Here is a 12,703-nt window from a genome sequence, read left to right on the forward strand (position 1 = left end):
GTGACCAGGCTGTGGGTCAGGCCACTCTTGGCATCGACACCAATGTGGGCCTTCATGCCAAAGTGCCACTGATTGCCTTTCTTGGTCTGATGCATCTCCGGATCGCGTTGCTGCTCTTTGTTCTTGGGGTCCGCTTGGAAAAAGGAAATTATCCTACGCTAAGCGCATTTTTTGCACAGATGGCTACCGACTGAACGTAACGTGTGAGTCATGATCAGAAATGTGTTAACTCTAGGAATTGACACGACTTACTGTTCGATGGGGAAATCATGTTTAGCTATCTCAAGGCTATGTATCATCAATCAAAAATTCAGGCTGAACTCAAGGCACAGATACATGAACAAACTACGGTTAATGCTATCTGTCATCACCCTGAATCAATCGAGATCATTGCGGTTTGTTCGACTGATGCGTATTACCGAAAACGTAAGGACGCTGCTTTTCTGACAACCTGTTCTGTGCTCATGCGTACTTTAAAAGATGAATCCGTACCGATGGTACTACGGAAAACAGCATGGCGATTATTGAACGAAAGATACCAACGAATTAAGTTAAATCAGGCTTATAGGATAGAAAATTTCTTGCTTGTTGCCGATTTTGAATATGCTCTCGAAGAACATGATGAACTAGCAGAGTAGTACTAGTGAGGCGATGAATACCGACAGTTAACGTGCATGTGACTTAAACGTCCGAAACCGAACGATTACGTACAGCATGTAGACAACATGTCCGAAAGTAAGCAAAACCATTAACGGACAGCCGGATCATTTCGTACATCCCTTACGGTCAGGGGTTCGCGCTCAATGGAACGAAATCACCCGTTAGCTTAAAACGCTTAACGTAGGATAATTTCCTTTTTCCAAGCGGACCCGTTCTTGGTCGAGCTGGGTGCCTCAATGATGGTGGCATCGACCAAGGTGCCTTGAGTCATCATGACGCCTGCTTCGGCCAGCCAGCGATTGATGGTCTTGAACAATTGGCGGGCCAGTTGATGCTGCTCCAGCAGGTGGCGGAAATTCATGATGGTGGTGCGGTCAGGCAAGGCGCTATCCAGGGATAACCGGGCAAACAGACGCATGGAGGCGATTTCGTACAGAGCATCTTCCATCGCGCCATCGCTCAGGTTGTACCAATGCTGCATGCAGTGAATGCGTAGCATGGTTTCCAGCGGATAAGGTCGCCGGCCATTACCAGCCTTGGGGTAAAACGGCTCGATGACTTCCACCATGTTTTGCCATGGCAGAATCTGCTCCATGCGGGAGAGGAAAATCTCTTTTCTGGTCTGACGGCGCTTACTGCTGAATTCACTGTCGGCGAAGGTAAGTTGATGACTCATGATGAACCCTGTTCCATGGCTCCAGATGACAAACATGATCTCATATCAGGGACTTGTTCGCACCTTCCTTAGCACTGCAACTCCAAGCGTATAAAGCGAAACCGACACAAAGATGTGATCGAATTTAGCGGCTGCTGTCATGATTAATCCTCCAAAAGCAGTAACGGTTAAAAGGAACTTTAGTTACAACACACAAGGAATCGGTTTTACCCATAGCCTTTAGCCTTAGTGTCGTATTGAACAATCACACAAGCCAACCAGCTAGGACGAGTAGACATTTTCTTGTGTGTTGTAACTACTTACTCAAAGCACGTTTATCTTCCCTCGATTTTACAGCACTACTAATTGTCCCTCGACTACAGGCCATAATTTTCTGAACCTGGCTCCAAGAACTACCGCTATCGAGCAACCGATTAATTGCATCGTATCGAGCCTGATTGACCTGACGCCCCTTATATTTTCCCTCCTTTTGAGCTTTATTAATCCCCTGCCTTTGACGTTCCCGGCGTTGTTCATAATCACGACGAGCCACAGCAGCCAGCATATCAAGCAACATATCGTTGATTGCAGCAAACATGCGACTATCAAAATCATGGCTCGCTGAAGCAATCCAGGTTGTCGGTACGTTGATGGCCATCACTCGAATATCCTTCTGGCGAATCAACTTCTTCAGGCTGTTCCAGTCTTCACCAGTTAAGCGTGAAAGCCGATCAACATCTTCAATGAGGAGAATATCGTTCTGTCGGCAGTCGTTCAGCAGTCTGAATAATTCCGGTCGGTCGAGCCGCGAACCAGATTCATTCTCGATGTAGTAATTGCAGATGTTAAGGCCACGCTCATCAGCAAAGCTATCGATCGCAGCGAGTGCGCGAGAAGCGTCTTGTTCAGATGTTGAGGCGCGTAAATAAGCCCGGACAAAGCTTTGCGGTACGGTATGAGTCACAATGTCGAACCAGTTCAATTTAGGTTATTAAAGCATAACCATATAGTACCTGTTTCGCATGGTATTTTAAAGGCATACTCAAACCGAACCAAAGAAATGATTCATTATGTGACCACGTCACCTACAGTTACATCAGAAAGACGGTGTAAATCAAACGTAAAGCCATAATGAGCTTTACCATGTAAAGCACACATAAAGACACACTTATCTTTATACTCTATTTACATCGTAAAACATAAAGAGTATAAAGACACTATAAAGACGCCTATATCTTTATAAGTTAAAGACACCGTAAAGACATGAAAAGCTTTACATCGTAAATACGAGGATGCGGAAATGGGAAAAATTTTACTGGTGGTTTCAGATAAGGGCGGGGTAGGGAAAAGCACCTACTCAGCTAACACAGCATCTATGCTGGCAAACAGAGAAAAATCGGTAATCATCCTTAAAACCGATAAGAACAATGACCTTATCAGCTGGAATGAAAAACGCAGGGAGAATAGCCTCCCAACAGTACCAGTCTACGAGGCATACGGTAATGTAAGCAAAGAGATTAACCGCCTGAGCAAGCTGTGCGATGTTCTGATCGTTGACTGCCCCGGACATGACAGCCTTGAGTTCCGTAGCGCACTGACTGTGTCAGATATCATGATAACTCTGGTTAAAGCGTCATCTGACTTTGAAAGTGAAACACTGACGAGCGTAACCGAGAAAGTCCGCATGGCTCAGAAATCAAACGCAGCCCTGCAACCCTGGGTATTACTTACCAGAATAAACCCAAGCAAGCCACGCCACAGAAAAGCCGCTATTGAGCTGGATAAATTATTACGCTCAGACGACGTCTGGATACAGCCACTAAAAAACCGCATGTCAGAATTGGATGTGTTTGAAAGCGCCTGCAATGAAGGGGCAGGGGTACATGATGTAAGCCGCGCCTCCAGTCTGACAACAGCAAAAGCACAGATAGAATTAGTCGCCCAGGAAATAGGGATAATCTAAATATTTCAATCGAATACATAGAAATTTACATTGTAAAGACAACATAAAGACACTATAGTATTTACACTTAGATAGTGTCTTTAATGAGGATTTTGTATGGTTTTAAAATTGAAAACGCCAACCGTTCCGGCGACAGAAGAACAGGCAACAAACGCAGAAACAGCACGCTTTATCTCTGGAGCCACAAGGAAGCCAACACCAGGTAAAGCGAAGCTGGTTAATTTCCGGCTTTCTGAAGCCTTTGACGATATCCTAGAGGCTGAGGCGATCAGAACAGGACAGAGCAGGACAACCGTTCTAAAGGCAGCGCTGGCCGCATTTGATAATCTGGACGAAAACCAGAAAAACCACTGGTTACTGGAATCAGCAAAATTCTAACCATAGAAGCATGGATGATAATCTATGAGATATTTAACCGAATTAATCTGTCAACTCTACAGGTTGACAGATCACCATAAGCTGACCGCTGCAACGTTTAAAAATCTTGCTGATATTAAGTTAGTTGAACCTACAGCGGATGCAGACACCATATTGCAGCTTGAAAATATATTTAGCGAATACTCACTGAGATATATTGACAGGGATCTGGCTGAGATTCTGAGTAACATAATAACTACAGATAAAAAACACTCTCTGGATTTCGATTTTAACAAATTACAGTCTCTGACTGCCTCGAAAAGTTTCGGTTGTGGATGGAACAAGGTAATAAATGGTAGTTGGTTCAAAAACCTTTACTCATGGGGGGAGGGGATGTATCCCGCCAAAAACCTGAAAGCTGAAAACATTTCAGACTGGGAGGATAATATATGGCACATTGAGCATGAAGGTTTCAACCCTCGCGATTCTATCAATGTTACATATTACTCCTGGCTTGACCGCTATGTAGCTTCAAACAGTGGTGGTTCACATCATGCAGCAATGGTTGTATATCAATCTGTCAGAGACAAATTAGAGTATAAACGAGAAGCGGTTATTGAACAACTGAGCATAAATTCAAACACCGTTGAAATACTTGACCAGAACTACTATTCATTCATATTCCAGATAAAACGCCCTAGTAATAAGACAGAAATTTATACATCAGAATATGAATTTATAGATGCTTTAAAAGAGTTTGTAGAAAACAGATATACTATACTTAATCCTGTCAATTACGTTTCCAGTATTAAATTAGTTTTTATTCCAAAACATGCACTAAAAACAAATGACAAAACTTTCCGTAACTGGTTCTATTCTGCAATTAGTTGCGGGAAAATAATATCATTCCCCGATTATCTGAAAAATCCAGCGCATTACCATACACACCATTATTCACATGAACTAAACTCGATAACACTTGGTGACCCTAGCAGAAAGTATAAACTGAGAGAAGATTCTTAGATTTTATATAAAATAGCAATATTATCATTTGTCAGAAGATCGGACAGAGCCATACATTCAAGAACCACAATACCCGTCCCTGCCAACAAACTGGCATCAGATATCTTATCGAAGCTGATAATCATCATTGGCTTGCGTTGTGTTAAATCAAAGATTACTAATGGTAGTATTACACTGTTAATTGATTCAAATTCTTTAAAGAAAGCATCAGAGCCATACTCACTGGCAGGAAAAAGAATTTCACTCAATCTGATCCCATAAAAAACATGATAGTTTTCTTTGAGGTTTTCCTTTAAAATATTAATAGCTTTTGCGTATTTATCATTAATAAACTCTTTTACATCAAACTTCATAAATCCTCCAACAAGAACCGACTGTAGGTCACCGGGCAAACGAGTAAAATGCTAGCATTTTGCGGCGTTTGCCCTATCCTGAATCGCATTGAAAAGAACTCACATCGCGCACTATGCTAAACCGATGGTATAAGGCAAACATGCACAGTGCAAGCAGGCAGCTTGCGACTGGTTCACCGCGACTCATCATCAGGTGTCTCCGTGCTTGCTTCTTTCGCATCAGGAACCAGGAGACGATACCACGGCATTTTTTTGTTTATCATCTCCATTAGGGGAGTGGCAAACAAACTCAATCCCCACAGGCTTACGATAACAGGGATCGTGAAATTATGTGGCGTCCAGAACTGGCGCTCAAGGTGAAACCATGTGACGACACAAACCATCCCGCCAATCCAGAAAATAGCCTTACTGAAAGCCCCCAATACAGCCAGGGTAATAACAGAAACTACATGCAGTGCGCCAGCTGTGACAAGGCGAAGATAAAAACAGAACCATTTAACGTGTCGGATAAACGGATTGCCCGTTTTTACTCTACGTTGCTTTTTACGTTCCCTGTCAATTTCATGCCTTAGTTTGTCTCGCTCTGCGCCCAGCGGGAAATCATAGATTTTAGCCATAACTCACCTCATTTCTTTTTGGGTGGTACTTTTCTATCAAACTCCTCAAGAAAAGCAGAATCATCATCGTCAAATAACTCTATAGGAAAATCAGAGCCTGATTCGGCAAATTTATCTTCATCTATAGCGTATTCAAATCGTAACTTACTAACTTTCCTTCCTTCTTTTTCATCGACAACGCAAGACAGGAAAGTCACCTCAGTTTTTTCTTTTATTTCTTTGATGGCCTTATTTATTACCTCTCGCTTGAATATAGGGTACTCTGGATACTTATATATAATATCTCCATTATCATCAATATTGTAAGCAATAAGTTCATCCTTCAACTCTTCCAGAGATAGGCTAAATGAATTTTTCCCTTTAAACGTTGAGTAATTCTTCCTAATTAACTGATACAATGACCACGAATACTCCCCTCTCAATTTTAATGAGGACGCAATTAGTTGTGTTGTGAATTTATTTTCCGCCCCAATTAATCTTGATATATAAGGCGTGATAGTGTATCCAAATCTTAGAATTACAAATCCCTCATTTTGGTTATATGCACAATAATCAGTAATCGATAAGTCAAGGCGGTCGATGTTTTTTGAATTTGGAAGACCAAGTTCCTTTGCTAATTCCTTCATATCATTCCCCGTAAGGGAAAGTTTACTGACATTTAACAATTCAGCACCTTCCTTGACTTGCTTATAAGCAACAGAAGGATGTATTCCGGCTATCTTTGCGTACATATCAGCCCGAATTTTAAAGGTCTGCCCCATTCTCATTTCTTTTTTTGGATCAACATAAACCAAGGCCAGACACAGAACCCTTTTGGCTGCCAATGGAAGTTGAGCCAGAGTTTTATTTATTTCGTTCCTGTGACGAATCTTCGTTTTTTCAGTTACATTTTTCATAACTTTTATTCTCATAAAACCTCTCACTAAAGAGTAGCCACATTAACATGATGAAGTTATTTTTTCCATCATGTTTATTCGCATTTATCATCATGTTTGTCCGCTTAGCGACTCAGCTAAACCAGACAGGCTCCAGCCAATGTGCTCATAAAACGCACGCCTTGATGACTTCACATACAAAGATCTTCAGATATGAAGCTTTTAAATCAAGCTGTTAATAGCGTCGCATTTTCCATCATGTTTCGTCGCATTTTCCATCATGGTAAAACGCATTTTTCATCATGCCTCGTCGCATTTCCCATCATGTTTAATCGCATTTATCATCATGTTTCGTCGCATCCACCATCATGTTTAGCTTATTTTTCCTATATATATCAGATAATTAAAAACCTCTAATTCTTTAAGATCTTTAAGAAAAGAAAATATATATAAGGCTTTTAATGCACAGTACCTGTGGATAACTCAGCATAAACCCAGAGGATAGATCCTTCTAACCTTCGGAAGTTGGAGCAAAACATAAGGTGTTCATATTTTAGCCATTGAGTGTACGTGCTCTCTGTCAGAGCAGCAGATATTCCGCTTCCTCGCTTTGGCTGTTCGTTCCTCGTCGCTATGCTCCTGCGGTACGCCTCAGCCAAAGACTGCGGCGAGCGGTGCCGTCTCTCGATCACCTAGGTCTGAGAAAAGGTGAGAAGAATTTTAACTCAAAAAAAAGAGATGTTTTAAACTGTTAAATCAAAGAGATACATTGAGCAAAGATAACTTAAAAGTAAGATGATTTTTAAGTTATGCGTAAAAAACGGGAAAGGATCGTGGAGTGATCCTTTTTAGATCCAGCACTAAAACGCACTCAGAAGCCCTCAGAGGCGTTTTAAGTGAGTTTACCCCGACGAGGGTTCAGCAGAACGGGGTAAACCCGCTTAGAACAGCATACAGCTCGTTTAACGTAACAAGCTGGAAATTGACCAGGAGTGAACTCCGCTTACATGGGATGCCAGCAAAATTTTACGACCGGCAATGATGGCCAGTTACTTTTTGCTGGCTATTGTCGCCCAGCAGCTGGCGGCCTGATTGTTTTTTTGCTGTCAGAGTTCGTCAGGCATCAATTGGTTTCAGCTACTCGCCACGTAATGCGCTGCTAACGCACCTCATAACGCGCAGATACAGCGCCCCGCGCCAGTGCTTCACACTGCCCCGGCGTACCGTTCGCCAGCTCACGCGCTAACTGCGACAGGCTAAACGCCGTCTGATAGTCAGAAATTGGCTTAGCAGGGGAGAGGAGGTTATTGCTCATATCCAGGCTTGTTGGTTCGCCAATACTGGCGAACGTCCCCGGCGCGATGTAACGAGTATGCAAAATGTGACACAGTTCGCGCCTCTTTGAAACACGGTTCAACAGCGTAAAGCATTCGCTGTCTTTATAGTGTCTTTACACTACAAAGCAATCAAAAACAATTGCATTACCATCATATGATGGTATACTGAATTTGTTGGTTGGGAATGGCTCCCTACCTTAATCCAGCAGCCCAAACGGGCGGGAGAAAAGCATGAACATTCAGGAAGCATTAAACGTCTTTGGTTTATCTGGTGAATTGACTGAAAAGGATATCAAGGCTGCATATAAAAAAGCGGCTTTAAAATATCATCCAGACCGTAATCCGTTAGGCGCTGAACTGATGAAAGCTGTAAACGCTGCTTTTGATTTTCTGATGGCAAACATCGATAAAATTAATTCGTTTCAGAGCACCGATGAAAACGCACACTATAACTACGGTGACGATATGGAAAGCGTGTTGAACGTACTCACCGGGTTATCAGGTTTAGTTTATGAAGTTATAGGCAACTGGATCTGGATTAGTGGTGAAACTCGCGAACATAAAGACACGTTGAAAGAAATAGGTTGCAAATGGGCAGCGAAGAAAAAACAGTGGTTTTACCGTCCTGAAGAACATAAGAGCCGCTGGAACCGAAAAGAACACAGTATTGATGAAATCCGCGAGATGTACGGCACTGCCGGGAAGCGTAAAGCAGCTGGCAGGCAGAAAGTAGAAAACAGAGCATAGTTAAAACGGGGGCGAAAGCCCCCAACACTTTAAAGGTGAGTTTATGAAATCATTTTTCTTGCTCTATCGGCCTGTTTTTGAAATCGTCTGCCGTATCCTGGGGAACGGCTGGCACGTAAACCTGCTGGATGATTGTCAATATCGTATAAAACTAACGTCGCCACGATTTAAAAATTATTCTGTACACATTCGAATGGACAAAGGAAGGTTAGCTATCATAGGCAGCGTGGATAGCCGTAACTGGCGTAGTCCATGTCATACATGCACTGTATCACCACAGCGTAACCCCGTAGAGATAGCCGCAGATATTGAAAAGAAAATACTTATAAATGCATTACAGGATGTTGAAACTTCGCGAGAGTATGAGAAGAAACTACAGAAAGAGCGGGAAGAAAGGCAAATACTGAAAGGCATGTTGTCACAACTTGTTAAGCTTGAAAACTGGCACGGAACGTTAACAGGGTTTAAAGCTGTAAATGGTTTGAATGGGCATGTGACAGAGCGTGGTGATGGTTATGAAGTCCTGATTCGGGGATTGGACATAGATCAGCTCGTAAAGTTATCCGGCTTAATTAAACAACTATGAAGGTAATTATAATGGATGAAATACTGAGTGACAGAAAAAACAAAGGTAATGTTACATACAGAATTGTTGTTTCTGAAGATTCAGGACGCATCTTCATCGAGCTGGAAAAACTGATGAAGGTTAGAGCAAAAGAATCTGAAAAGAAAACAACAAAAAAGATTGTTTATCAGCAGTCTTTTTTCAAAGATGAATTTGATAGGGTAAAGAATGAAATTGAAGACCCAATATTATTGCAATTTTGTGTCGATACATTGTTGAAGGTGAAAAAATATGATTGATAAACCAACGCCGGAAGAGGTGAAAAACGCTCGCATTAAAGCTGGATTTACACAGCAGGAAGCCGCAGATCGTTTTGGCTTCACTTTGTCAGCATGGCAGGCTAAAGAAACTACCGGAAAAACTTCACGCGGTTTAGCAGCCGGTACTTATGAAATGCTTTTACTCCTGGCTGATGAACATCCTGTTTACCAACTTGTAAAGCGTGGAGAAATTCTAAAAGAAAGGGATTAAAATAATTGCATTACCATCATATGATGGTATACTGAATTTGTTGGTTAGGAATGATTCCTTGCCTTAATCCAGTAGCCCAAACGGGCGGGAGTAAAAATGAAAACTTATGCCATCGATTTTAAATCAGTAAACGTTAAAAAAGAAACCATAAACTGCATATCCTTCATCCAGTCAGAAACACTTTTTCTTGCCATTCATACATTCGAAGAAAAAAACCGGGGTCGTGGTTACATTACTTTGTCTGTTCGCGAAGTAGATAACAACGAACTTAGCGCGATTAACTCACTTAAAAAGAACGTAACATTCTGGTTCAACGAATGTGGCCTGTCAAAAGAAGGCGTTTTAAGAGAGATTGAATCATGGTTCAATTTTGCCTTCACAACGAAGGAGCAGAATGAAGCTAAAAGAGAGGTGATTAATCTTTTGAATAAAAACTGATGTTTTAAAAGAAGGTGGTATCAGGTTGTTGGAGCAACCTGATACCGTGACACTCATTCCCACGCGAGGAATATCTAATGTCGGAACGTATGCTATCAGCAATACAGGCTGTTGAAAAGGGCGCTCGCCCTGTCTTTCCCATCATGCCGTTCTCTGCATTCCCTGAGTTCATGGATCAGCTCAAAAAAGCGCTGGAAAGACGAGCGCATAGATTCACTGGTAAATGAAACATTGGAGGTTTTATGACAAAGCAGGAGTTTTTAACTTTTATCAGTGATCAACAAAAAGAAGGTGCGGTTCGTTTTTCCCTTGCATTCAACAGTAAAGGTGAAATAGTCATTCACTGGACGAATAAAGAAGGGCTGAGGGTTTGGAGAGTTTTAACCGGAAACAGAGGGAAAAGACCAAGCCACGCAAACAGGGAAAGAATGAGCAACTTACGCCGCTGGTTGTGTGATGCCCGTCAGGGCATGGTAGGCGACACACCAGACCCTGAATAGTTTCACACGTCATGAATCGCCGAAGCCCTCCCGTTTGCGGGAGGTGCTTTTTTATATACTCTGCAAGACAGCGCTTGCGCCCCCTGCCAGACCGTTCGCGTAGCGAACCTTATCCCACATAGCTCACAGCCATTGAGATGTTTCCGGTCGTAGACAAGCGAAACCTTCAGCCATGACAGCCCTTCAGTTTTGCTTTTTCCTCGACGCTGAAGCACAATTCAAGACTAGTGCTAGATCAAAGCGATGCAGGATAGGGCAAACGCCGCAAAATGCTAGCATTTTACTCGTTTGCCCGGTGACCTACAGTCGGTTCTTGTTGGAGGATTTATGAAGCAAATTAATTTCAGACTAGAAGAAAAACAGCATGATAATCTACTTGAATGTCTGAAGGTTATTTATCCAGATGAGCCTGGTTTAACTGTTGCTAAAGGCATGAAATTGCTTGCCAGTGCTTTACTTAAAAGCAAAGTAACAGAAGATGATAATGATAACTTTATGCCAGATACTAATGATTTTATCAAAACTACAATGTATTTAACAATGAAACAGCGGAATAAAATAGAAAAAGCCGCAAAGCGTCATGGATGGACTTTGTCCAGAGAGTGCCGCTACCGTATTCAGACCACCTTAGATAATGAACTGGATTTCTTTGATCAAGAACTTCTTATGATGAATCGGTGTCGCAATGCTATCGATAAAGTAGGCCGGAATTTTCACTACATCATCCTTAATGATCAGGCAAGAGTTCTTGATAAAGATGGGTTCTATCAGGATGCAGAAAAGCTTGAAACAGAAATCATTAATCTTAAAAGTGAGTTTGAAAACTACATAATGTTATGCAAAGGTCGAACTGTATCTAATAAGGTGGAGGTGTAATAATGGGCGTTTCCGTTGATAAAGAATACCGGGTCAAACGTAAATCCTCTGAAGCTGGCCGCAAATCTGCTTTTGCCCATAAAGTGAAAAATGGTGGTAAGAACTATCAGCGTAACGTACAGGAACGTATCAACCGAAAGGGTGCCAGTAAGGAAGTGGTTGTAAAAATATCAGGCGGTGCAATCACCCGACAAGGGATAAGAAACAGTATTGACTATATGAGCCGGGAATCAGAATTGCCCGTGATGAGTGAAAGCGGCCAGGTATGGAAAGGTGACGAGATACAGGAAGCAAAAGAGCACATGGTAGATCGTGCAAACGACCCTCAAAATGTAATGAACGATAAGGGTAAAGAAAATAAAAAGGTGACACAAAATATCGTGTTCTCACCGCCTGTCTCTGCAAAAGTGAAACCAGAAGACTTGCTTGAGTCAGTCAGAAAAACGATGCACAAGAAGTATCCAAACCATCGCTTTGTTCTTGGGTATCATAACGATAAAAAAGACCATCCTCATGTTCATGTTGTTTTCCGTATCCGTGATGAAGATGGAAAGCGTACCGATATAAGAAAGAAGGATTTAAGGGAGATTAGAACTGGTTTTTGCGAAGAGCTAAAACTTAAAGGTTATGACGTTAAGGCAACACACAGGCAGCAGCAAGGACTTAATCAGTCTATCAGGGATGCTCACAGTACCGCTCCTAAGCGACAGAAGGGCGTTTATGAGGTTGTGGATGTTGGTTATGACCATTACCAGCATGATAAAACGAAGCCGAAGCAGCATTTCTTGAAACTGAAGACCCTTAACAAGGGGGTTGAAAAGACATACTGGGGGGCTGATTTTGGCGATCTTACATCACGAGAAAATGTTAAGAAGGGCGATCTTGTTAAGCTTAAAAAACTCGGTCAAAAGGAAGTAAAAATACCTGCACTTGATAAACATGGTGTTCAACATGGCTGGAAGACAGTCCATCGTAACGAGTGGAAGCTTGATAATCTTGGTGTTAAAGGTATCGATAGAACCCCTTCATCAAGTAAAGAACTGGTGCTTAACAGTGCTGCAATGCTTCAGAAGCAGCAGCTCCAGATGAAACAGTTCATCCAAATCAAACAAGCGATGCTCCAGAACGAACAAAAGATGAAGATTGGTATCAAATTAGGATAATTTCAAAAGCACTTGTAACTCATTGAATAAGATCGATTTATTT

The 12,703-nt window shown here is 42.0% G+C and carries 18 protein-coding genes and 2 pseudogenes; 13 read left to right on the forward strand and 7 right to left on the reverse strand.

From position 1 onward, the window contains the following. Positions 1–125, reverse strand: a pseudogene (locus OOJ59_RS24855) (transposase); the annotation flags it as partial. Between the two features lie 144 nt (positions 126–269). On the opposite strand from OOJ59_RS24855, the gene OOJ59_RS24860 reads away from it, so the two are divergent. After that, positions 270–638, forward strand: a complete 369-nt coding sequence (locus OOJ59_RS24860) for a hypothetical protein (RefSeq protein WP_032242306.1) — start codon at positions 270–272, stop codon at positions 636–638. Positions 639–871: 233 nt separating this feature from the next. On the opposite strand, the pseudogene OOJ59_RS24865 reads toward OOJ59_RS24860, so the two are convergent. After that, a pseudogene (locus OOJ59_RS24865) lies at positions 872–1,336 on the reverse strand (IS5-like element IS5B family transposase); the annotation flags it as partial. Positions 1,337–1,631: 295 nt separating this feature from the next. Continuing rightward, positions 1,632–2,279: a recombinase family protein gene (locus tag OOJ59_RS24870; RefSeq protein WP_024262784.1), complete on the reverse strand. Its 648-nt coding sequence runs from the start codon at positions 2,277–2,279 to the stop codon at positions 1,632–1,634. Positions 2,280–2,615: 336 nt separating this feature from the next. Here OOJ59_RS24870 and OOJ59_RS24875 point away from each other — a divergent pair, with 336 nt between their 5' ends. The 3 genes from OOJ59_RS24875 (at position 2,616) to OOJ59_RS24885 (ending at position 4,658) form a co-directional block, all read left to right on the forward strand. Next, positions 2,616–3,278 carry a nucleotide-binding protein gene (locus tag OOJ59_RS24875; protein WP_044715119.1) on the forward strand — a complete coding sequence of 221 codons (663 nt, stop codon included), beginning with the start codon at positions 2,616–2,618 and terminating at the stop codon, positions 3,276–3,278. 96 nt (positions 3,279–3,374) lie between these two features. Then, entirely contained in the window at positions 3,375–3,656 is a 282-nt protein-coding gene (locus tag OOJ59_RS24880) for a hypothetical protein (RefSeq protein ID WP_044715122.1), read from the forward strand. 24 nt (positions 3,657–3,680) lie between these two features. Then, positions 3,681–4,658: a DUF6685 family protein gene (locus tag OOJ59_RS24885; RefSeq protein ID WP_044715124.1), complete on the forward strand. Its 978-nt coding sequence runs from the start codon at positions 3,681–3,683 to the stop codon at positions 4,656–4,658. Here OOJ59_RS24885 and ddp1 (OOJ59_RS24890) read toward each other — a convergent pair. From ddp1 (OOJ59_RS24890) to OOJ59_RS24905, 4 genes are all read right to left on the reverse strand, one after another. Beyond that, the gene (ddp1, locus tag OOJ59_RS24890) at positions 4,655–5,011 is read right to left on the reverse strand and encodes a DNA distortion polypeptide 3 (RefSeq protein WP_172691581.1); all 357 of its coding nucleotides are present in this window, start codon (positions 5,009–5,011) and stop codon (positions 4,655–4,657) included. The genes OOJ59_RS24885 and ddp1 (OOJ59_RS24890) overlap by 4 nt on opposite strands. A 173-nt stretch (positions 5,012–5,184) precedes the next feature. Next, entirely contained in the window at positions 5,185–5,628 is a 444-nt protein-coding gene (locus OOJ59_RS24895) for a hypothetical protein (protein WP_044715130.1), read from the reverse strand. Between the two features lie 8 nt (positions 5,629–5,636). Continuing rightward, complete coding sequence (locus OOJ59_RS24900) at positions 5,637–6,524, reverse strand: replication initiation protein (protein WP_225622177.1); 888 nt, start codon at positions 6,522–6,524, stop codon at positions 5,637–5,639. A 1,138-nt stretch (positions 6,525–7,662) separates the two neighbouring features. Then, positions 7,663–7,881 (reverse strand): hypothetical protein, encoded by a 219-nt coding sequence (locus OOJ59_RS24905; RefSeq protein ID WP_044715134.1) that lies wholly within the window; start codon positions 7,879–7,881, stop codon positions 7,663–7,665. A gap of 190 nt (positions 7,882–8,071) precedes the next feature. Between OOJ59_RS24905 and OOJ59_RS24910 the strand changes: the two genes are divergently transcribed. The 9 genes from OOJ59_RS24910 to mobP1 all read left to right on the forward strand — a co-directional run bounded on the left by OOJ59_RS24910 (position 8,072) and on the right by mobP1 (position 12,660). Continuing rightward, positions 8,072–8,587: a DnaJ domain-containing protein gene (locus tag OOJ59_RS24910; protein WP_044715137.1), complete on the forward strand. Its 516-nt coding sequence runs from the start codon at positions 8,072–8,074 to the stop codon at positions 8,585–8,587. A 43-nt stretch (positions 8,588–8,630) separates the two neighbouring features. Further along, positions 8,631–9,173: a hypothetical protein gene (locus OOJ59_RS24915; protein ID WP_268063530.1), complete on the forward strand. Its 543-nt coding sequence runs from the start codon at positions 8,631–8,633 to the stop codon at positions 9,171–9,173. 11 nt (positions 9,174–9,184) lie between these two features. Beyond that, entirely contained in the window at positions 9,185–9,451 is a 267-nt protein-coding gene (locus OOJ59_RS24920; protein WP_044715141.1) for a hypothetical protein, read from the forward strand. After that, entirely contained in the window at positions 9,444–9,683 is a 240-nt protein-coding gene (locus OOJ59_RS24925; RefSeq protein ID WP_044715143.1) for a hypothetical protein, read from the forward strand. Before OOJ59_RS24920 ends, OOJ59_RS24925 begins: the two co-directional genes overlap by 8 nt. A gap of 96 nt (positions 9,684–9,779) precedes the next feature. After that, positions 9,780–10,121, forward strand: coding sequence for a hypothetical protein (locus OOJ59_RS24930; RefSeq protein WP_059347451.1), 342 nt, complete (start codon positions 9,780–9,782; stop codon positions 10,119–10,121). 77 nt (positions 10,122–10,198) lie between these two features. After that, positions 10,199–10,348, forward strand: a complete 150-nt coding sequence (locus OOJ59_RS24935) for a hypothetical protein (protein ID WP_162852120.1) — start codon at positions 10,199–10,201, stop codon at positions 10,346–10,348. Positions 10,349–10,363: 15 nt separating this feature from the next. Then, entirely contained in the window at positions 10,364–10,621 is a 258-nt protein-coding gene (locus tag OOJ59_RS24940) for a hypothetical protein (RefSeq protein WP_044715147.1), read from the forward strand. Positions 10,622–10,948: 327 nt separating this feature from the next. Beyond that, positions 10,949–11,497, forward strand: coding sequence for a DNA distortion polypeptide 1 (ddp1, locus tag OOJ59_RS24945; protein ID WP_044715148.1), 549 nt, complete (start codon positions 10,949–10,951; stop codon positions 11,495–11,497). Positions 11,498–11,499: 2 nt separating this feature from the next. After that, a complete protein-coding gene (gene mobP1, locus OOJ59_RS24950) occupies positions 11,500–12,660 on the forward strand; it encodes a MobP1 family relaxase (RefSeq protein ID WP_044864205.1) in 1,161 nt (386 codons plus the stop codon). Positions 12,661–12,703 lie beyond the last annotated feature (43 nt).

Origin of the sequence: Citrobacter sp. W9 (genome assembly GCF_026719375.1) — a bacterium.
Taxonomy (GTDB): domain Bacteria; phylum Pseudomonadota; class Gammaproteobacteria; order Enterobacterales; family Enterobacteriaceae; genus Citrobacter; species Citrobacter werkmanii.